21 protein-coding genes are annotated in these 19,914 nt (G+C 43.2%); 13 read left to right on the top strand and 8 right to left on the bottom strand.

All coding sequences use genetic code 11. The features are described from left to right. Nucleotides 1-22: 22 nt before the first annotated feature. The 5 genes from I3254_RS05000 to rutA all read right to left on the bottom strand — a co-directional run bounded on the left by I3254_RS05000 (nucleotide 23) and on the right by rutA (nucleotide 4,425). Nucleotides 23-1,390, bottom strand: a complete 1,368-nt coding sequence (locus I3254_RS05000; RefSeq protein WP_238051871.1) for a solute carrier family 23 protein — start codon at nucleotides 1,388-1,390, stop codon at nucleotides 23-25. A 24-nt stretch (nucleotides 1,391-1,414) separates the two neighbouring features. Further along, complete coding sequence (gene rutF, locus I3254_RS04995; RefSeq protein WP_201599295.1) at nucleotides 1,415-1,996, bottom strand: NADH-dependent FMN reductase RutF; 582 nt, start codon at nucleotides 1,994-1,996, stop codon at nucleotides 1,415-1,417. A 132-nt stretch (nucleotides 1,997-2,128) separates the two neighbouring features. Further along, on the bottom strand, nucleotides 2,129-2,512 hold the full coding sequence (rutC, locus tag I3254_RS04990) for a pyrimidine utilization protein C (RefSeq protein ID WP_238051815.1): 384 nt from the start codon (nucleotides 2,510-2,512) through the stop codon (nucleotides 2,129-2,131). A 75-nt stretch (nucleotides 2,513-2,587) separates the two neighbouring features. Next, complete coding sequence (rutB, locus tag I3254_RS04985; protein ID WP_238051814.1) at nucleotides 2,588-3,307, bottom strand: pyrimidine utilization protein B; 720 nt, start codon at nucleotides 3,305-3,307, stop codon at nucleotides 2,588-2,590. Between the two features lie 14 nt (nucleotides 3,308-3,321). Further along, a complete protein-coding gene (rutA, locus tag I3254_RS04980) occupies nucleotides 3,322-4,425 on the bottom strand; it encodes a pyrimidine utilization protein A (RefSeq protein ID WP_197217111.1) in 1,104 nt (367 codons plus the stop codon). Between the two features lie 486 nt (nucleotides 4,426-4,911). Between rutA and I3254_RS04975 the strand changes: the two genes are divergently transcribed. Together I3254_RS04975 and I3254_RS04970 are read left to right on the top strand one after the other, a co-directional pair. Further along, nucleotides 4,912-5,547 (top strand): TetR family transcriptional regulator C-terminal domain-containing protein, encoded by a 636-nt coding sequence (locus tag I3254_RS04975; RefSeq protein WP_238051812.1) that lies wholly within the window; start codon nucleotides 4,912-4,914, stop codon nucleotides 5,545-5,547. 273 nt (nucleotides 5,548-5,820) lie between these two features. Beyond that, nucleotides 5,821-6,099 (top strand): peptidylprolyl isomerase, encoded by a 279-nt coding sequence (locus I3254_RS04970; RefSeq protein ID WP_102078430.1) that lies wholly within the window; start codon nucleotides 5,821-5,823, stop codon nucleotides 6,097-6,099. A 211-nt stretch (nucleotides 6,100-6,310) separates the two neighbouring features. Here the strand turns inward: I3254_RS04970 and I3254_RS14305 are convergent, their stop codons facing one another. Further along, on the bottom strand, nucleotides 6,311-6,820 hold the full coding sequence (locus I3254_RS14305) for a pirin-like C-terminal cupin domain-containing protein (protein WP_269117509.1): 510 nt from the start codon (nucleotides 6,818-6,820) through the stop codon (nucleotides 6,311-6,313). Here I3254_RS14305 and truC point away from each other — a divergent pair. After that, the gene (truC, locus tag I3254_RS04960; RefSeq protein ID WP_238051808.1) at nucleotides 6,710-7,483 is read left to right on the top strand and encodes a tRNA pseudouridine(65) synthase TruC; all 774 of its coding nucleotides are present in this window, start codon (nucleotides 6,710-6,712) and stop codon (nucleotides 7,481-7,483) included. The genes I3254_RS14305 and truC overlap by 111 nt on opposite strands. 302 nt (nucleotides 7,484-7,785) lie before the next feature. Here truC and I3254_RS04955 read toward each other — a convergent pair whose 3' ends face one another. After that, nucleotides 7,786-8,658, bottom strand: a complete 873-nt coding sequence (locus tag I3254_RS04955; protein ID WP_238051806.1) for an alpha/beta hydrolase — start codon at nucleotides 8,656-8,658, stop codon at nucleotides 7,786-7,788. Between the two features lie 7 nt (nucleotides 8,659-8,665). Then, the gene (locus I3254_RS04950; RefSeq protein WP_238051804.1) at nucleotides 8,666-9,457 is read right to left on the bottom strand and encodes a class II aldolase/adducin family protein; all 792 of its coding nucleotides are present in this window, start codon (nucleotides 9,455-9,457) and stop codon (nucleotides 8,666-8,668) included. Nucleotides 9,458-9,542: 85 nt separating this feature from the next. On the opposite strand from I3254_RS04950, the gene I3254_RS04945 reads away from it, so the two are divergent. From I3254_RS04945 to I3254_RS04905, 10 genes are all read left to right on the top strand, one after another. Then, on the top strand, nucleotides 9,543-10,232 hold the full coding sequence (locus I3254_RS04945) for a Crp/Fnr family transcriptional regulator (protein WP_238051802.1): 690 nt from the start codon (nucleotides 9,543-9,545) through the stop codon (nucleotides 10,230-10,232). A gap of 141 nt (nucleotides 10,233-10,373) precedes the next feature. Then, nucleotides 10,374-12,086, top strand: a complete 1,713-nt coding sequence (locus I3254_RS04940) for a phosphoethanolamine--lipid A transferase (RefSeq protein WP_238051799.1) — start codon at nucleotides 10,374-10,376, stop codon at nucleotides 12,084-12,086. A gap of 49 nt (nucleotides 12,087-12,135) precedes the next feature. Then, on the top strand, nucleotides 12,136-12,831 hold the full coding sequence (locus I3254_RS04935) for a response regulator transcription factor (protein WP_238051796.1): 696 nt from the start codon (nucleotides 12,136-12,138) through the stop codon (nucleotides 12,829-12,831). A 127-nt stretch (nucleotides 12,832-12,958) separates the two neighbouring features. Beyond that, nucleotides 12,959-14,299 carry a HAMP domain-containing sensor histidine kinase gene (locus I3254_RS04930; RefSeq protein WP_238051793.1) on the top strand — a complete coding sequence of 447 codons (1,341 nt, stop codon included), beginning with the start codon at nucleotides 12,959-12,961 and terminating at the stop codon, nucleotides 14,297-14,299. A gap of 178 nt (nucleotides 14,300-14,477) precedes the next feature. Continuing rightward, nucleotides 14,478-14,951, top strand: coding sequence for a diacylglycerol kinase (locus I3254_RS04925; RefSeq protein WP_238051790.1), 474 nt, complete (start codon nucleotides 14,478-14,480; stop codon nucleotides 14,949-14,951). 114 nt (nucleotides 14,952-15,065) lie between these two features. Continuing rightward, on the top strand, nucleotides 15,066-15,890 hold the full coding sequence (locus I3254_RS04920) for a PAP2 family lipid A phosphatase (RefSeq protein ID WP_238051787.1): 825 nt from the start codon (nucleotides 15,066-15,068) through the stop codon (nucleotides 15,888-15,890). A 203-nt stretch (nucleotides 15,891-16,093) separates the two neighbouring features. Beyond that, complete coding sequence (locus I3254_RS14300) at nucleotides 16,094-16,492, top strand: YceI family protein (protein WP_269117508.1); 399 nt, start codon at nucleotides 16,094-16,096, stop codon at nucleotides 16,490-16,492. A gap of 8 nt (nucleotides 16,493-16,500) precedes the next feature. Beyond that, nucleotides 16,501-16,707 carry a YceI family protein gene (locus tag I3254_RS14295; protein ID WP_320158006.1) on the top strand — a complete coding sequence of 69 codons (207 nt, stop codon included), beginning with the start codon at nucleotides 16,501-16,503 and terminating at the stop codon, nucleotides 16,705-16,707. Nucleotides 16,708-16,897: 190 nt separating this feature from the next. Then, on the top strand, nucleotides 16,898-18,202 hold the full coding sequence (locus I3254_RS04910) for a cytochrome c (protein WP_238051869.1): 1,305 nt from the start codon (nucleotides 16,898-16,900) through the stop codon (nucleotides 18,200-18,202). Between the two features lie 95 nt (nucleotides 18,203-18,297). Continuing rightward, complete coding sequence (locus I3254_RS04905) at nucleotides 18,298-19,899, top strand: flavin monoamine oxidase family protein (RefSeq protein WP_238051784.1); 1,602 nt, start codon at nucleotides 18,298-18,300, stop codon at nucleotides 19,897-19,899. Nucleotides 19,900-19,914: the final 15 nt, after the last annotated feature.

Genomic DNA, 19,914 nt, shown 5'->3' with positions numbered 1-19,914 from the left:
TGATATCAAATAGGGTTTAAATTTATGGATTGAGTTTTAAGAGCGGCTCTGATGTAGCGATTTCTCTCTCAGTGGTCACGCTCACCTCTTTTTGTTTGTTTTTAAAATTGAAAACGAGGTTCATAAGAATGGCTAAGAAAGTCGCTGTACCGATACCGCCCAAATCAAAGCCTGCAATGTTTAATGAATAGTTGCCAGTACCTAGGATTACTGGGACGGCGGCTACCAACATATTGCCATTCTTACTAAAATCAATTTTTGCATTCATCCAAATGCGCGCACCAGCAATCGTAATTAAACCAAAGACAACGATTGAAGCACCGGTCAAAATAGGCACTGGGATGGTGCTGACTAAAGTTCCAAACTTAGGGGATAAACCCAATAAGATTGCAAAGATACCTGCTATGACAAAGACGACGGTAGAGTAAATTTTGGTCGCTGCCATCACGCCGATGTTTTCTGCATAAGTCGTCATACCAGTACCGCCTACCGAGGCTGACAGCGTGGTACAAAGGCCGTCAGCGAAGAACGCTCTACCCATATAAGGCGAGATACTTTTGCCAGTCATGGCTTCTACTGCTTTGAAATGCCCAAGGTTCTCAGCGATCAAGATGATAAAGACAGGTGCAATGACTAATATGGCACTGGTCTCAAAGACAGGAGAATAAAGGGTTGGAATACCGAACCAAGCGGCATTTGCAATTGGACTAAAATCAATAGGCTTGCCCATACCCAAAACATTGGTTAATAGGAAATAAATAAAATAGGCAGCGACCAATCCGATTAACAGTAACAGACGTCTGACCATACCTTTGGTAAATACGGCGACTGAACAAATACATAATACGGTGACCAACGCCATCCAAGAGTCAAAGCTATTGCCGATGACACTTTGTATAGTGACAGGCGCTAGGTTCAATCCGATAATCATCACAATGGACCCAGTAACTACAGGTGGCATCAAATTCTCAATCCACCCTGCACCTGTTTTCATCACTAGCAGACCCATCAGTGCATATAAGACCCCGCAGACTAGTGTGCCCCCAAGTGCAATACCAATATTTGGATTGATACCCGTGCCGCTATACCCTGTTACTGCTGCGACCGCCCCGATAAATGCAAAGCTAGAACCCAAATAACTGGGTACGTGACCGCCCGTGATAAGAAAGAAAAGTATCGTGCCTATACCAGTGATAAGCATTGTTAAGCTAGGATCGAATCCCATCAATAACGGGGCTAAGATTGTCGCACCGAACATGGCGAATGAGTGCTGTGCGCCTAACACCACGCTTTTACCCATTGGTAAGTATTCATTGATACCTACCGGTGTCTTTTCTAGGTTCCCAGTGTAGGGAAGCCATTTAACAAACCATTTATCCATTTTAAATATCCTTAAAAAGTAGAGGGATGTTACTTAATTCGTGCACTTACTCAATTGATGGTAGCCTCGATTGAAATAGATGAGACTTTCACAATCAGGTTTGTGTTTGATATCCAATACTTCACAAATAAGAATATCGTGGGTTCCTACCGAGCTAATAAGCTTAATCTTGCAATCAAAAGAGATACTGGCATCTTCTAATACAGGCGATCCGGTTGACAGCGTGGACCAATTGCCTTGCTCAAATCTTTCTTCTAACGCCTTTTTACCCCCGAACACACCGCTTAAATCTTGATGTTCAAGACCAAGTGTGTTGACGCATAGCACCATATTTTCTTTAAAAAATTTGTATACAGACGCGCTTCTGTTTAAACATACTAATAGGGTTGGCGGTTCGTCAGTGACACTGCACACCGCTGAGGCGGTAAACCCTGCCCGCCCTGCTGGGCCCTCAGTGGTAATAATGTTCACGGCAGCCGCCAACTTGCTCATTGCATCTCTAAAAGACTGCTGCATGTCGGTTAAGTTTCCTGCCGTAGAGGTGAATGATTCTTTAGACTTATGTTTCATTAATGAGGATTGCGTTACTTGGCTTTCTTTAATTACTGTATTCATCTGTCATTTCCTTTTAAACAATATTCCGCCACATGTGTAGTCAACTAAAGCGCCCTACTACAGTCCAATGCTAGTGGGTTCGATGTCAGGTAACTTTAAATTCACTAACTGCAGTTATCTTTAAACAGGTTTTTATCCAATGTGCGCTATGGACGCAATTTCGACCAAAGCATCTGGTTTTACCAATCCACATTGGATACAAAATCTCGCTGGCTTTTCATTGGGAAAGAATTCTGCATAGACTTGATTGACTGCGTCATAATCTGCCCAATCTTTTACAAAGATTGAATTAAATGTCACGTCATCCATATCGCCGCCAGCAGTTTGAATCACGTTTTTGATCGTCGTTAACACATGGCGAGTTTGAGCAGCTGCATCACCCACATGTACGACATCATTATTTTCATTGAAAGGCAAAGTACCGGAGACATAAACGATATTGTCGGCCTTAGTCGCGGGTACATAAGGAGCTAATGGTTTGCTGGTACCTTCAGGGATAATCACTTGTTTAGACATATCTACATTCCTATTGCGGTTAGGTTAAGTATGAAAAGCATGGTTTAGGTTGCTAAAAACTGGCTAATTAAAACGTTAGCTATCTGTAAAACACTGCTGCATGCTTGCAACGTCAGAGACCCAACCAAAAAAGGTTTTTACGTTATATAGTGTGGCCTCATGAGCCTCTACCGGTCCTGCCTGATAACACGCGTCATCTAACAACACCCCAAAATACTCAAGAAAAAATCCATCTCGAAGCGTCGATTCAACACAGACGTTGGTCGCGATACCAGTGAACAGTAGATTGCGTATGCCTCGTGACCGCAATACGCTATCGAAGTTGGTGTTCGCAAAGCCGCTATATCGAGGTTTGTCTATAACGATGTCTTGCGGCGCAGGACTCAGCTCGTCGACCAACTCGTAATCCCAGCCTCCTTTTGCCAATAACGTTCCTTCAATTTCAGGATTCTTACGCATGGTTTTTAAGGCGTTTGATTTGTGATAATTAGGCGACCCACTACCACCAGCTTCCACATATTTATTGTCCCAGCCATTTCTAAAATAGATGACTTGTATGCCAGCTTGGTGTGCAATATCCACCGCTTGCTTGATTTTATCTATGACGGGTTTGGTCGCTGTGACATCAAACCCAGCCAAATCTAGATAACCGCCTTGGCTGGCATACGCGTTTTGCATATCTACTACGATCAACGCCGTCTGTGAGGGATCTAACTTGATATGTTCAGGCAAAGACTCTAAAACAGGAGAAGATTCCTTGGTAAAGTCTGCACAAATTGTATTAACCGAATTCATATCCGCTCCTTTTATTAGGCTTCGCTGACAGCTTGACTGGCCACTGGGGTATCTACATTGATACGGCTCTTCATAAGGGGCTGAATCTTACTGCCAAAATCTTCAACACCTTGCACAAAGTCATCAAAGGTCAATAGGACGCCATCCGTACCTTGTATCTCACCGACTTCATCTAACATGCTGGCGACATTTTCAAAAGAGCCGACCAGCGTACCCATGTTGATATTGACTGGTGAAACGCTTGAGGCCATATGGCGAATATTGGTATCTTTGCCTGATGTTTTGTCTTTACCACCTTGTGACTGCAACCAATCAATGGCTTCGAAATCCGCACCGTCATTGTACGACTGCCATTTTGCCTGTGCTTTTTCATCGGTCTCATCTGCAATGACCATAAAGAGGACGTAGGTCGGAACATTACGACCCGTCTTGTCCGTGTGTACCTTTAAACGATCATTGATACCGGCATAAGCGGTAGGTGTGTTTAGCCCTTTACCAAAGACAAAATTATAGTCAGCGTATTGTGCAGAGAATGCCAAGCCTGTATCTGATTGGCCCGCACAGATAATCTTCATATCCCCTTTTGGAATGGGCTTCACTTGACAGTCATCCATCTGAAAGAACTCACCCTTCAAATCAGATTGGCCTGTCGCCCACAGATCTCTTAAAATTTGGACATATTCAGATAGGTAGTCATAGCGCTTACCAAAATAATCGTCGCCAGGCCACATGCCCATTTGTCCATATTCTGCTTCTTGCCAGCCAGTCACGACATTCAATCCAAACCGTCCGTTTGAGATGCTATCAAGCGTTGATGCCATTCTCGCTACGATTGCAGGTGGCATGACCAAAGTCGCCGATGTGGCATAGATTTTTATCTTGGATGTGACCGCAGCCAACCCTGCCATCAAAGTAAAGCTCTCGAGGTTGTAATCCCAAAACTCAGTTTCTCCGCCAAAACCGCGCAGTTTGATCATCGAAAGTGCAAAATCGAACCCATAGTGCTCAGCCCGTTGCACAATTTGTTTATTTAGCTCAAATGTTGGTTTGTATTGCGGCGCGTTTTTTGAAATTAACCAGCCGTTGTTGCCAATCGGACAAAAAATACCTATTTCCATGATTTCACCTATATGTTTGAGGAAGAAAAGAGCGATAAAAGAAATAAAGATTATTTCATTTTTTTATGTAGCATAATTTATGCCAAATTAATTAATTATTTTTTATCAATAACTTATATTCTTTTCATACAAAAATTATTGAACCATATGGTCTAAAAATATGCAGAGAAATAGTGCGAGCTGTTATAAATTGGTGCAAAGTGTTATAAAATAGTGCACAAATGTATAAATTGTTTATAAGTACATTTTGATGATGGTTTGAATGAAGATAAGGTGGAATAAGCAGCAGAAAAGACTGGTTAACAGCAGGTTGCTTTAGTCGATGAACCTGTAAACCGATATGGTATTGCTCGCTGTTGAAGTAGTTGGCATACCTGTTTTGATCAACCAGTAGCATCTGCCTTTGGTTGCTTCGACCCTTTTTTAAATTGAATCAACTATCATTTAAAATTGGGTTCATATGGCTTTACGATGAGGGAAAATATAGTGAAAGAATACGCACTAAAAGAAGAGACAGAGACGAGTGCAAAGATATTAAAAAAGAAAGAACATATCATTAACGCTGCATTGATCGTATTTTCCCAAGAGGGATTAAATGGCGCGCGCATGGAGCAAATTGCCGAAGAAGCTGACATATCTAAATCGAATATATTTTATTACTTCCAAAGTAAAGAAGTTCTGTATGTTGCTGTTTTAGAAAAGGTGCTGAGTAAGTGGCTATCGCCTTTGAGTGAGATTAACGCCAACCAAGATCCAAGGATTGCCCTTAAGATCTATATTGAAGAAAAGTATAAAATCTCAAAAAAATCACCGGCAGCATCGAGACTATATGCGTTAGAGATTATACAAGGAGCGCCTCATTTGATGGCTGTATTAAAAGGCCCTTTGAGGTCTTTGGTTCGTGAAAAGGTGGCAGTGATTGATGGCTGGATTGCAGATAACAAGATTAAGTCCGTGTCTGCCATCCATTTGATTTTTCATATTTGGGCAGTCACTCAGCACTATTCTGATTTTTCTACGCAAACTGAAGCGGTGTGTAATCATAGCTTGAGAAATAAGAAGTTCGCTAACGAGGCATTAAATACTAGCATTCAACTTCTGGTAGATAGTTTGATTCCGTGATTTGATATGAGTAAAGTACAGATCCCCAATTCGAAAAGCCCCAATCTAAAGATTGAGGCTTTTTTTATGTCCGTCATTTAAGGGATGTAGTTTAAATAAAGACTGTAGTTTAAATAAAACATTACATGACTAAAACCTCTTTTCTCTAACCCCTTTAGTCACGATTGTACAAGGATGACTTGGGAGAATTCAGCACCTACAAGTGAGGTTAGCAACCAAAGTAAGTAGTGATATAATGTCCTGATAATTGATATTTTATAAAAGGGTTACATTATGGCTCGTACTGCTAGCGCATTGCACATTTTAGTAAAACATAAAGAACAAGCTGAGGACATTATTGCCAAGCTTAAAAAAGGCGCTAAGTTTGATGTACTGGCCAAGCGATACTCAACCTGCCCATCAGGTAAAAAAGGTGGCAGCTTAGGCGAGTTTGGCAAAGGTGATATGGTAGGGCCATTCGATAAGGTTTGCTTTACCGGCGAACTATTTACCCCGCATTTAGTAAAGACCAAATTTGGCTGGCATGTCGTAAAAGTCCTTTATAGAACTTAAGCGTTGAAGCTCTGATTGTAAGCCACCTGGAGTATGCCTCAAATATTGTCCTGATTCATATATGATTTATCATCGTGGTAATTATGTGCGAATCAGGATTTGATGTTTGGTCGACCTACCCCTTCTAATCCTTACGTCAAACTCCCCTTGTTTTATTTAAGCAGTTTTCTACGAGTTAAGGTCAAATAGTGAGGGGCGAGATAAGTTGTAATCAACCTTTAAAACCTTTAGGTAATTCAGGCGCGGGCAAGCGCTTCATATCAGAGTCAACATTACCGAAACGCTCATGACCATTATTCCAATCAACAATAGATTGCTCAATCTCAACTTTGTTATCAGCTACGAAGTTCCACCACATTAGTACTTGGTTATTCAGCGGTTCGCCGCCGATGAACATGATACGTGTGCCCTTTTTGGCGGCCAACTTAATACTTTTGTTATTAGCAATATCGCTATTATGAAAACGGAATAACTGGTCTTGCTGACAAACCTTGCCTTCGGACGCTACCTCTCCTTCTGAAACCAAGATACCGTACTCAAAGCCTGGCTCTAAATTTATTATGCCACTACAGGCACAATAAAAAGGATATATAATTGACGCATCTAAAATATGAGCAATAAAAACATGGATATCGAAGGCAATACTGCTGATCAAATAGAAATTATCTATGAAGATGAGTATATAGTAGCGATTAATAAAGAAGCAGGTCTGTTGGTGCATCGCAGTTGGCTGGACAAAGGTGAGACACGCTTTGCCATGCAGCTCACCCGTGATGCGGTAGGCTGTCATGTGTTTCCAGTGCATCGGTTAGACAAACCCACATCAGGTGTATTGTTATTTGCCAAGAGTTCAGCTGTGGCACGTAGCCTTACCGAAGCGTTTACTGAACGCAAAGTGACCAAGCAATATGTGGCCGTGGTGCGTGGCTTTATGTCTGAACAAGGTACTGTTGATTATGCGCTTAGCTTTAAACCTGATGCCATTGCCGATAAATTTGCCAACTTAGATAAACCTGCTCAAGAAGCGGTGACTCACTGGCAGAGTTTGGCACAAGTTGAGCTGCCATTTGCAGTATCAAAAAAGCATGCCACTAGCCGCTACAGTCTGGTGCGCTTAACGCCTGAAACTGGACGCAAACATCAGCTGCGTCGGCATATGAGACATGTATTCCATCATATCGTGGGTGATACCAGTCACGGCGATATACGTCATACACGATTTTTTCGTACTCACTATGATTGCACACGTATGTTGCTGCATGCTCAGACTTTGGCGCTCAGCCACCCCGTCACTGGTGAGCCACTAGTACTAAAAGCAGGATTAGACAAACAATGGGTGCGTATCTTAGAAGAGTTCTCTTGGGTAGATAGTGTTGAGGTTTAAGTCCCTAGTGGGGACTGGAAAAGACAACCTCTTAGACTACGCTCCAAAACCTCAAGTTTTTCAAAATATCTTTTTATCAAGTCATCAATATCTTGTAGCACTGCGCATATAGGCCACTTAATGATAACTCGCCGTTTTTTGGTGATCGTTTTATCAAAAACCTTTTGCACAGCTCTGTGACTACGCTCACGGATATTAATCTCATTTAGAATGATGCATTTTTTTGAGCGTTAAAGGATGATAAGAGAACAAAAAACGCAGAGCACCATTTGATGCCCTGCGTTTGTTAGATTGAACTGTATTTACAGAATACTGCGTCTAAATTGTAGATAAGCCGCTGTGATTGCCGCTGCATCCTCTATCTGCGGATAGTGACCTAACATAGGCATATTGGTTATATCAGCGTTGGGTATCAGCTGGCGATAACGATCAATCATATGCTGACCTGAGATAGGATCTTTGGCGCCAGCAATCAATTTCACAGGTATGGTACTGTTGATAATCGCGCCTACCCATCGCTCGCGGTACTGCTGACGTTGGGGCATATAGTTAATCAGCTTATGCATCACACCCAATCCATCATTGTGATTTAACAGCTGCCATAGAGTATCTATCACCTCTGCTGTGGGCTGCGTGTCGGGGCCAAATATCCGCTGTAAACTGCCCGAAAATTTCTGCTTATTAATTAGCTTTGATACCAGAGGACCTAATGGCGATAGCAGTAGTTTCTGCACCAAGATAGGTTTGTGCGTCTCTGGAAACAGACCACCGTTTAAGAAGCATACGCTAGCAATGTGTCGCTCAGCGCTCCCTTCGACTTGTCTTGCTAGTAACTCCTGAGCCACCGTATCACCATAGTCATGCGCTAATATATGATAATCACTGACGTCCAGTTTTTCTAAAACCGCTTGATAAATATCAGCCTGTTCACTGATTAGATAGCGCGCGTTTTTGGGTTTATCTGACAACCCAAACCCCAACATATCGAGGGTGATGACATAATAGTGCTCGGTTAGCGCGTCCCACATGCCTTCCCAGTCCCAACTGGCACTAGGATAACCATGAATCAATAGCAATACAGGTGCACTTTTATCCCCTGCATACCGAGTAAAGATTTGATGCCCGTTAATAGATTCATATTGCCCCTGCCGTTGCCACTCATCAAGAGTTATCATTAGAGACTTACTCCTCAAACGATGGATCAGTGCGGCGCAATTTTCTCAACAATGCAGGCCATGCGATATCACCATTCGCGCCACGGGTGACTTGCTCTGATGCAGCTTGGATACCTGCCAAGATTTGTGCTGGTATCGGCGTCAAGGCACCACCTCCGCTCTGCGCTTTGATCTGAATCTCACAAGCTCTTTGCATGATATACATGTACAAGAACGCATTGGCAACCGTATCGGCACAGGTGAGCAGACCATGGTTACGCAAAATCATAAAGTGAGCATCGCCTAAATCAGCAACCAAACGAACCTTTTCTTCAGGGTTTAATGCGACACCTTCGTAGTCGTGGTATGCCAAGTTAGATAGTGGAAATAATGATTGTTGCGAGATAGGTAGCAGGCCTTTTTCTTGCGCTGAGACGGCCACGCCATCATTTGTGTGCAGATGGATAACGCAATGCGCATCGTCGCGAGCTTCGTGTACAGCACTATGAATGATAAATCCAGCTGGATTTACGTCAAACTCTGATGGTGCTACTTTTTCGCCTGATTTGTTAACCTTGACTAGACTAGAAGCGGTAATCTCTTCAAATAACATCCCGTACGGATTGATTAAAAACTCATCCTCAGTGCCTGGTACGCGCGCAGAGATATGAGTGAATACCAAATCATCCCAACCATAAGAAGCAATCATTCGATAACAGGCGGCAAGATTTACGCGCATCTGCCACTCTTGTTCGCTCATATTATGGTGTACACTCGAGGTTGAATAGGTCGATGTCGCGGTTTGCATAGTTGTTTGCATGGTGTATTCCTTTACTGTGTTAGATATCCTGAATGATTACTTTACACCATTTCATAAAACCAAATCTGTCAAAAACATTACACTTATGAATATCAATCATTATTTAAATAACGACCCATGGTTTAGTCAATTGCCAGCCATTGTGCAGCCGCTACTGGCAGGCGATGCGGTGCTAAAGGTATACCAAAAAGGTCAAATGATTCATGCCATCGGTGATAACGATGATGCGGCGCTACACTTTGTCGTGTCGGGTACGATTAGGGTCTGTAATGTGAGCGCTAGTGGCCATGCTATGACACTGGCGCATCTATCTAGTGGTGAGTGGTTTGGTGAAATATCTATCATAGATGACAATCCTCGCACCCATGATGCGTGGACGATTAACAAAGTAACGTTAATCTCAATCCCAAGAAATCTAGTCATTCAGACAGCGCAGTTGCATCCGATTTTATATAAACACCTCGCGCTTATAACCTGCGAGCGAATCCGACGAGCATTTGATTGGATTGACGATGCTACCTCACTCAACACCTCGGCGCGACTGGCTAGCATACTGATTGGACTGATCGACACTTATGGTAAGCAAATAGGAGACGATATCAAAATAGATCTGCGCTTATCGCAAGAAGAACTTGGCTTTATGCTAGGCACTACCAGACAAACCATCAATAAAATCATCCAATCGTGGCAAAAGCAGAGCCTTATCGATATGCATTATGGTTTTATCACCATAAAGGACAAACCCCAGTTGATGGAAATGATGAATCCTGCCTGACTTAAATGTATAAAATCATCTCAGAAAACACCTCATCATCTAACTTATTATAAGTAGCATCAATCGCCTTAACATCTTCTTAACAGACCACTTGCTATGGTAAGGAATGACGTTTCCTACCATCTGTTGAGAAGTATCTGTATGTCCATACCTCAAGTCATCAAGACCAATGTGCTCAAAGTTAAAGCACCCAACGCCAACGCAAAAACCCGCTACCTTAGCAGGCTCTATGATCGTGAGATAAATCTCAGCTATCTTATTATCATTGTGGCTGTATATTTGGTGGCGACTGCCAATATTGGCTTTTTTGAGCAGGTGTTAAATGTCTATCCATTTAGCACAAACGTCGGATTTATCCTGTCTATTACTGGCTTATTGTTTGGACTGATGTGGCTGGTATTACAGCTGCTTTGCTATCGCCCTATTGCCAAACCAGTGTTGATTGCGCTACTGATTACTGCCGCCATATGCGGTTATTTTACCGATGCTTATGGGACGATATTTGACACCAACATGCTGATCAACAGTCTGGAGACCGATCAAGCAGAGGCGATGGGATTGTTTGCCCCCAGCATGGTCATTCGACTGCTGATATTAGGCGTGTTGCCAGCATTTATCATTAGCAAAATTCGTCTAAAACGCTTTACTTGGCAACGCAGTATTCTACAAAAAACAGCTACGTTGATATTGTCTATCGCACTGATCGCAGCGTGTCTTTTACCATTTGGTGACCAGTACGCCAGCTTCTTTCGTCAGCATAAACAAGTTCGCTCTTATGCCAACCCAATCACGCCTATTTACTCTACGATCAAACTTGGCGAAAACTATGTCAATGAGCTGCGGCGTCCTGATACTTTCACGCTACATGCGACAGATGCAAAGCGCGTAGCCCCTGCTAATAGTGTTAATGGCAATGCTAAACCAAAACTGATGGTGTTTGTGGTTGGCGAAACGGCTCGCGCAGATCACTTCGGATTGAACGGCTATACACGCAATACCACACCGCTGCTCTCAAAGCAGACAGACCTTTATAGCTTTAAAGATGCCGTCTCCTGCGGCACTTCTACGGCTTATTCAGTGCCATGTATGTTCAGTTATGCAAATCGGGAAAATTATGATATCGATACAGCCAAGTATAATGAAAACGTACTAGATACACTAAGTAAGCAAGGGGTTAATGTTATTTGGCGCGACAATAACTCCAGCTCTAAAGGCGTGGCTGATCGCGTTACTTTTGAAGACTACAAAACAGCTGACACAAACCCCAACTGTGATGTCGAATGCCGAGATATCGGTATGCTTGATGGGTTTGATGCACTGGTAAAGTCAGGCAGCTCACCGAAAGATACGCCTAAAGACACGCTTATTTTGTTACACCAAATGGGTAATCATGGACCCGCCTACTATCAGCGCTACCCTAAAGAATTTGAAAAATATAACCCTGTCTGCATGACCAATGAGCTGTCTAAATGTGATGCTCAGTCTGTGATAAATGGCTACGATAATGCGATTCGTTATACCGATTATTTTTTGAACAATGTGATTGATACGTTAAAACCTTATGAGCAAGATTATGATGTGGTAATGGTATATATTAGTGATCATGGGGAGAGTTTGGGTGAAAATAATATCTACCTGCACGGCTTGCCCTATAAGTTTGCGCCAGATACCCAAAAACACGTGCCTACGATAGTTTGGTCGCCTAATAGTAATAATGTTGATACTGAGAGTCTTTCTAGTATTGTCAATCAGCCTGTGTCACACGATTTTATTACGCCAACATTGCTTAGCTTTTTTGGTATTACGACCGATGAAGTCAAAGGTGCAGCAACTTTTTTTAAAGTAAATAACTAAATCCGTTTCTATATTGTTTTAGGTAACCACTATTTTTTAGGTCAGCATCATGTACAAGATACTCGTTATTGAAGACAACCCCGATATCGTGGCCAATATTTATGCTTTTTTTGAGCCAAAAGGCTTTGAGTTGGACAACGCACATAACGGCTATAGCGGATTAACACTCGCCTCAAACAATCGTTATGATGTGATATTGCTAGATGTGATGCTGCCAGGTATGGATGGCACGCAGCTGTGCAAAAAACTCAGAGAAGAGCTGCATGACAAAACGCCTGTGCTAATGCTCACGGCTCGCGATACAATCTTGGATAAAGTCGCTGGGTTTGATAGCGGCGCTGACGATTATTTGGTCAAGCCGTTTTCGTTGGTTGAGCTGGAGTGCCGTATCAAAGCGCTCATACGTCGCACCGAGGACGATCATTTTGCCCACAGTATTGCCGTCGGAGCGTTGTCCTTAAACAATAGCGAGCATACCATTATGCGCGACGGACAATCACTGAAGCTTACCCCAACTGGATTTAAGATATTACATATCCTAATGAGCGCAGCGCCTAGAGTCGTCAGTAAAACTGAGATTGAAGAAAAAGTATGGGGACTAGACATACCGAGTAGTGACGCACTGCGCACCCATCTGCACAGCGTGCGCGCGCAGGTTGATAAGCCATTTGACACACCTATGATAGTCACAGTACCTGGCGTAGGTTACCAAGTTGTTGACCCTAATAAATCAGCAAGCGCGTAGTCATCATTACAGTATGGATTGAATACAAATTATCCAATTTACTAACTGACTGACCGTATCGTATTTATTGCTCTATTATATATAGCCCTGTTATATATCGCCTTCTTCTATTAGGTTGTCCTACGCCATGCTCAATATAGACTCAATAGCCAATAAGTTCAGACTGTCTTACTTCATATTCGCATTATTACTGTGCGCAGCTTTTGTCAGTATTTTCTTGTACGCAGAGAGCCGAATAGAGCAAGATTTGGTCAAGGCTCGCCTGTTGCAGCAGCTAGAGCTTAGTCAAGAAAAATACGGTGACCAGCCTACCTATGTCGCTGACCCAGGTATCAAGATTTATCGCTATGACAAAGCACCTGCTAGTTTACAAGCGATAGCCAATGACACGGTGCAAGAGACTTCTGTCACTGTTGATAAAGAATCTGGAGCAGGTCATGCCAACTTGCATCTTTTCGCCTATACTCAAGATGGTCAAGCTTATATTTTGACTTACCTAGAAAACACCGAAATGGTGATGGAAAATTATCCAGTTTTGGCGATATTTGAACACCTAGAAGACATATTTGCAGATACGCTAAAAGTAGCCGTGATTCTAAGCTTACTTATCGCCGCTATCTTCTCTAAGTTGTCTTCCAAACAGATCATCAAGCCTTTATTAGATTTGAAACGAGCCGTCGAGACTGACCATCATAACTTAAGCGACTTGACACACTTACCATCTGAGGTTGGTGTCTTGGCACGGGCCATCGATGAGAAAAACCACAAGTTAGAGCAGTATCTCAAGCGTGAGCAACTGTTTACTGGTGATGTCAGTCACGAGTTACGCACACCGTTAACTATTATCATGGGGGCTTCCGAGGTGTTGGCCTCGCAACTAGACCCTGACAGCCACTTAAATGAGTTTACCAATCGCATTAGCACTACTGCCAAAGAAACTTCTGAGATTATCACTGCCCTGCTTCTACTATCGCGCGCGCCTGAAAAGTTAGACGCACCGCAAACCTCTATCAACAATATCGCTTTAGCAGAAATGCAGCGCCTAAAATACTTACTGCGGTATAAGTCTGTCACTTGTCAGATAATTGCTGAGCAGGAATATAGCGCTTACGTACGGCCCGAACTCCTAAAAATGGCGCTAGGCAATCTCATAAAAAATGCGTTTCAATATACCGATGATGGCGAGGTAACCATTACTATCGATGACGAAAAAATTACGGTAACTGATACTGGCTTAGGTATTCCTGAAGCGATGATGCCTCTACTCTATGAACGGTTTGAGCGATTAGAACCTCATTATAAAGACGAGCAAACAATCCTGTCGTCAGAGCATGAGACAAAACATAAGGTTGAAGGCTCAGGTCTAGGACTCAGTATCGTCCAGCGTATCATGTCGCATATGGGATGGCAGCTCACTCACCAAGCCAATCACTCAGGTGGTAGCACCTTTAGTATTTATTATAAATAACCTTGTGATAGTCCAAAGACATCTTCATTTCCTAATCATAATTACTGATTAGGAAGCGACAGGCTTAAACAACCATTACGCTTTATTCTCATCCCTCTATATCCTCTTAACGTTTTCTTAACCTCTACCGTCTTATACTCAGGCTCTCTTAATTTTAATAGACCGTTAAGAATGCCATATGAAGCAAATTACTCATACCAACCTTATAGAGCCGTCAGCCGAGCATAGTTCTATCAATCAGACGACGCATGATAATGCACTCGCAGCTGATAGCTTTGCAGGTCATGCCAAAGGTAAAGCGGGAATCCTCCGCATTATAAAAGCCACTGGTTACTCTATAGATGGCTTTAAAGCCGCATATAAATTTGAAGCGGCTTTTAGACAAGTTTTGTGGCTCAATCTTGTACTGCTAGCTGCTGTCATCGTTTTGCCTTTTGCGCTTGGTATAAAAATGATGCTAGTTGTCGCTTCTTTTTTGTCGTTGATTGTTGAACTGCTCAATACAGGACTCGAAGCCTGTGTCGACCATACTTCGACCGCCAAACACCCGCTCGCAAAAATCGCAAAAGATGTCGGCTCTGCGGCACAGTTTTTGTCTTTATGTTTGTTAATGGTTTTATGGGTAATGACGTTATCTGCTCTATTTTATTAAAGCATGGCGAGCATTCGTCTAACAGCGAAACGCGTTGCTAGCACTATCTTAAATAATAAAACGAAGGTCGTATTAGGATCTATCAACATCGCATATACGTTATCAGGTGTAGTCATGACTTCAGAAAACAACGCAATGACTTGGGACTGGCTAAAACTACTGTGCGTGACCATCATGGCCACCTTGGTTTTTGAGCATAGCCAATTAGATGTACGCATCAGTGAGCTTTTTTACAACAATGGTCACTGGCTACTTGAAAAAGGCGCGCAGCCTTATGCATTTATCTTTTATGATTTGCCCAAAGCATTATTGATTATATTGGCTGTCTACCTCATAGCGATTTTAATCATCAAGTATAGACAGTCAAGGCTTAATGCTATTGCCTTAAACCGCAATAAGCTAAATCTCAGTAAGCCCAGTCATAATAAACTTGATAAATTTCTGCTTCCTTTACCTATACGCGAGATTGGCTACCTACTGATTATATTGGCGATTGTACCTGCTACTATTGCCACGCTCAAAGGCGTCACCCATGTTAGTTGCCCAAATGACTTGGTTATTTTTAATGGGGATTTGCCCTACCTCAATCTTTGGCAAAACATCGTAGCAGCAACGCCTGCCAGATGCTTCCCAGCGGCTCACGCCAGCGCAGGGTTTTCTTTATATGGACTGGCTTTTTTACCGACACTAAGAAAATACCGCTATCAGATAGGCATATCAGTAACCATTTTGGGTTGGACAATGGGACTGTATAAAATGCTGTTTGGCGATCATTTCTTTAGCCATACATTAGTCTCAATGCTGCTGTCATTAACGATAGCTTGTGCGCTCGCAGCCCTATTTTTCAAACAATCGATTAAGAATAAAACACACAGTACTAGCGATGATAAAAGACATACTGGTCTTAGCTTGTCTAGCATTGAGCACTCTAACACTTAAAGTTAGCACTTATGTTCAGTACTTTGAATGGACGGTCGGTCATGACAGAGTTGTTCGTTATCTCTTTACTAAAATAGCACTACTAAGTATTTGAAAAACCCTGTATAAATAATAAACAATCACTGGCTTATTGTTAAGCAAACGCACGGATAGCGCTTGTGAATAAGCTCCTCTATATCAATAGCCGGTAAAGGAATGTGGCTATGCGCTTGTTGTCTATTAGGCCAAAACCATCACATATCTATTCTTCTTTGACCATTCCATTGCTACTCGTAGGCACTGCAAATAGCAGTCAAGCTGCCAGTTACGCTATTAATCCTGCCAGCACTCATATTCGATTTTCTATCGAACGCTTTAAGAGTTCAGCCACGACTGGTGGCTTTTACAATATCAAATGTCAATTGCAATACGATCCAAGCCAAAGATTAGGCAACATCTCACTAATCATACCGATAAACTCTTTAAATACGGGCAACCCTTCTTTTAATAATAGTTTAACGGGACCTGAATTTTTTGATATGCAGAGGTTTCCTTCAGCGCATTTTGAATCGACAAAATGGCATTTTAATCAAGATAAAAAAGCCCTCAGGTCACTCGGGTAGATGGACAACTGACACTGCATGGCGAGACCCACCCAATTAGCCTCACCGCGACTAAGTTCGATTGTTATCTAAACACGAGCATCAGAAAAGATGTTTGCGGTGGCGAGTTCACTGCTACGATTAATCGCACAAAATGGAATATCAATAAATTCGCTTGGTTCGGACTGACCAAAAACCTTGACTTAAGTATCAAGGTCGAAGCCGCCAGACAGTAGTATTTTTAATGTTTCGCCACTGTCTTAATAGATACGGGTAGTGATTTGCAGAAAGCTTAAAAAGGAATTAGACATGATTCATCGGTATTATAAGAGCATTGCGAAACCACTTTCTGCCGTCATGCCAGCATTGTCATTTTCTTCGATAATAACACTGACATTGGGATTCAGCTTAGTGTCTACCGTCGTGATGGCAGGCACGGTCAGCCTGCCAATGGAAAATCTGCCCAGTCGAATAACCCTACCAAATGTCAGCCCTGCTAATAGTGCGCTTGCCAATCGCGGGGCTTACGTGGCGCGTACCGCTGACTGTATGGCTTGCCACCGTGATGACTATAGTGGCGGCGTACCAATTGAGACGCCCATTGGCAATATCTACTCGACCAATATTACACCGTCAACGCGCTATGGCATCGGCAACTATACTGAATCTGACTTCAAAAAGGCTTTGCGAAAAGGTCGTGCACCCAATCATCAGCTTTATCCTGCGATGCCTTACCCGTCTTATCATGGCATGACAGATGAGGATATCAGTGCCTTATTTGCTTATTTTCAGACCGTACCTATCGTAGACAAACCACCTGAAAAAACCACTCATTTGCCTTTTCCATTAAATATTCGTAGCTTAATGCTGGCATGGAATGTCATCAATGTGCCCTCTACTAAAAATCGTTCAGGGCTGACGACAACCCAGCAACGCGGTGAATATTTGGTCAATAACTTAGAGCACTGCGGTACTTGTCATACGCCGCGCAACTTAACTCAAGGCCTTGATAAAGACCGCTATTTATCCGGCGCGCCATTTGGTAAATGGTTTGCGCCAAATATCACGCCTGACAACGATACGGGTATCGGACTTTGGAGCGAAATGGATATCTTGACTTACCTGCGTACAGGCACGCTTGATAAGCGCGCTTATGCAGGCGGCCCGATGGCAGAAGCCGTGGCGCACAGTACACGTTATCTCACTGATGAAGACCTGATCGCGATGGCTGACTATTTAAAAGTCGTGCCAGCCATTAAGACCGATGATTATTTGATACCTATCAATGTGTCTCGTCTACCGCAACCAGTCAGCGATTCTATTACTTATGACTTGCTAGAGCAGAAAGACTATCTGGCACAGGCTAAAACGAATACTGTCAGCAGTGCCAACAATAACGGTCTGAACAGCAACTCGCCAAAAGACTTATATCTGACACATTGCGCCAGCTGTCATGGCGTCGATGGTTACGCCCAGCCCGATGCGCGTTATGCATCCATCGTTGGTTTGAGTAGTATTCGCCGCGTAAAACCTGATGCACTGATTGGCGTCATTGCATTTGGGGCAAAAGGTGCCTTTAACACAGCACCAAAAATGCCTGGTTTTTCAGAAGACTTAAGTCCTGCGCAGATTGCTAATATTACTAACTACGTACGAGTCACCTTTGGTGGTTTACCCAACAGCGATGTCAGCGCGGCGGATGTCACGCGTGTGATAAAAGAAAAAAGCTAGCCATAAGAATTGGCATTAGAACTAACTATAAAAAATGCGCTCTAATCTTCGCTTTTTATAATGATGCAAAGACTTAGCACGATAAGGATAGTCCTATGAATGACCTGCTCCAATCCCCTACGCGGCGACAACTGCTCTCAATGATAGGCAAGACGGCAGGCGCGACCGCGATGTATCAAGCGATGACCACGTTGGGGTTTGCTTCTGAGTCGAGCTTTAAAGAAGAGATGAATCTCAAAGGCGCACCAGCTGGTGCCAGTATCGTGATATTGGGTGCAGGATTGGGTGGTCTGACTGCCGCCTATGAGCTACGCAAAGCAGGCTACAAAGTGACCGTGCTTGAGTACCAAAACCGTGGCGGTGGCCGCAGCTGGACGCTCAATAGCGGTGATAAATATACTGAGCTTGGCGGTGCTGAGGTCACTTGCGACTTTGAAAAAGGCAATTACTTTAACGGTGGTCCATGGCGATTGCCCATCCATCACTACGCGGTCTTTCATTACTGCAAAAAGTTCGGTGTGGCATTGCAGCCTTTTATCCAGACCAACGATCGTGCTTATCTACATCGTACCAACCACTTCGGTGGAGCGCCGCAGCGCTTAGGTGAAGTACAAAGCGATATACGCGGTTATGTGTCAGAGTTATTGTCTAAAGCCGTCAATAAAGGCAGTCTCGATAGTACCGTTGATGAAGAGGACAAAGAAAAAATCCTCGAAGGTCTCAAGGGCTGGGGCGTGTTAGATACCAACTACCGTTACGTCAAAAGCCATGAAACGGGTAAGCATCGTGGCTATAGTGTGTATCCGGGTGGTGGTCTTATGCCAGATGCCAAGCCTTCAGCGCCTATACCGATGGACAAATTATTAGACTCAGGTATGTGGTCGGATATTTATAGCAACTATACCGTGCATGTGCATCAACCAACGATGTTTCAGCCTGTCGGCGGTATGGGGAAAATCGGTGATGCGTTCACACGTGAATGTCGAGATATGATTACCTTCAATGCCAAAGTCACCAAAATCAATCAAGATGAAACTGGGGTTACCGTTGACTATGTCGATAGCAACAGCCCTGACGGTGCCACCAAAACCGTGCGAGCAGATTGGTGCATTTGTACGATTCCTTTGTCCATATTGACGCAGATTGATATCAATGTCTCCGCGCCAATGAAACAAGCGATGGCAGCCGTTCCTTATGACAGCTCGTACAAAGTAGGTTTGGAGTTTAAACGGCGGTTTTGGGAAGAAGATGAATGGATCTATGGCGGCATCACTTATACCGATATGCCTATCTCACAAATCTCCTACCCTTCACAAGATATGTTTAGCTCAGGCTCAGGTGTGTTGCTTGGTGCTTATGGATTTGGGGAAGCCTCATACAAATTTAACTCATTAACCCCCAAAGAACGTATCAATGCCGCGCTCGCCTATGGCAAACAGATTCATCCGCAATATACCAAAGAGTTCCGTTCGGGCACATCCGTAGCATGGCACCGTATCCCTTGGTCGCTTGGCTGTTATGGTATCTGGAGCGAGTCCAGTCGTGAGCAGTATTACGATACGCTTTGCGAGATTGATCATTGTATTGTACTAGCAGGAGAGCATTGCTCACATATTCCTGCGTGGCAAGAGGGCGCGATATTATCCGGTATGGATGCTGCCAAACGCTTACATCAAAAGGCTAAAAAGCTTGGATAGCTAGTTTTTGAGTAA

The organism is Psychrobacter sp. Ps2, assembly GCF_022129405.1.
Classification (GTDB): domain Bacteria; phylum Pseudomonadota; class Gammaproteobacteria; order Pseudomonadales; family Moraxellaceae; genus Psychrobacter.
The sequence above is the reverse complement of the archived record's forward strand: the minus strand, read 5'-3'. Positions and strand labels throughout refer to the sequence as shown.

Excerpts from the sequence above, each read along its gene's own strand:
- rutF (WP_201599295.1), bottom strand. The coding sequence starts at position 1,996 with ATGAATACAGTAATTAAAGAAAGCCAAGTAACGCAATCCTCATTAATG.
- rutC (WP_238051815.1), bottom strand. The coding sequence starts at position 2,512 with ATGTCTAAACAAGTGATTATCCCTGAAGGTACCAGCAAACCATTAGCT.
- rutB (WP_238051814.1), bottom strand. The coding sequence starts at position 3,307 with ATGAATTCGGTTAATACAATTTGTGCAGACTTTACCAAGGAATCTTCT.
- rutA (WP_197217111.1), bottom strand. The coding sequence starts at position 4,425 with ATGGAAATAGGTATTTTTTGTCCGATTGGCAACAACGGCTGGTTAATT.
- I3254_RS04970 (WP_102078430.1), top strand. The coding sequence starts at position 5,821 with ATGGCTCGTACTGCTAGCGCATTGCACATTTTAGTAAAACATAAAGAA.
- truC (WP_238051808.1), top strand. The coding sequence starts at position 6,710 with ATGAGCAATAAAAACATGGATATCGAAGGCAATACTGCTGATCAAATA.
- I3254_RS14305 (WP_269117509.1), bottom strand. The coding sequence starts at position 6,820 with ATGCACCAACAGACCTGCTTCTTTATTAATCGCTACTATATACTCATC.
- I3254_RS04955 (WP_238051806.1), bottom strand. The coding sequence starts at position 8,658 with ATGATAACTCTTGATGAGTGGCAACGGCAGGGGCAATATGAATCTATT.
- I3254_RS04950 (WP_238051804.1), bottom strand. The coding sequence starts at position 9,457 with ATGCAAACAACTATGCAAACCGCGACATCGACCTATTCAACCTCGAGT.
- I3254_RS04945 (WP_238051802.1), top strand. The coding sequence starts at position 9,543 with ATGAATATCAATCATTATTTAAATAACGACCCATGGTTTAGTCAATTG.
- I3254_RS04940 (WP_238051799.1), top strand. The coding sequence starts at position 10,374 with ATGTCCATACCTCAAGTCATCAAGACCAATGTGCTCAAAGTTAAAGCA.
- I3254_RS04935 (WP_238051796.1), top strand. The coding sequence starts at position 12,136 with ATGTACAAGATACTCGTTATTGAAGACAACCCCGATATCGTGGCCAAT.
- I3254_RS04930 (WP_238051793.1), top strand. The coding sequence starts at position 12,959 with ATGCTCAATATAGACTCAATAGCCAATAAGTTCAGACTGTCTTACTTC.
- I3254_RS04925 (WP_238051790.1), top strand. The coding sequence starts at position 14,478 with ATGAAGCAAATTACTCATACCAACCTTATAGAGCCGTCAGCCGAGCAT.
- I3254_RS04920 (WP_238051787.1), top strand. The coding sequence starts at position 15,066 with ATGACTTCAGAAAACAACGCAATGACTTGGGACTGGCTAAAACTACTG.
- I3254_RS14300 (WP_269117508.1), top strand. The coding sequence starts at position 16,094 with ATGCGCTTGTTGTCTATTAGGCCAAAACCATCACATATCTATTCTTCT.
- I3254_RS04910 (WP_238051869.1), top strand. The coding sequence starts at position 16,898 with ATGGCAGGCACGGTCAGCCTGCCAATGGAAAATCTGCCCAGTCGAATA.
- I3254_RS04905 (WP_238051784.1), top strand. The coding sequence starts at position 18,298 with ATGAATGACCTGCTCCAATCCCCTACGCGGCGACAACTGCTCTCAATG.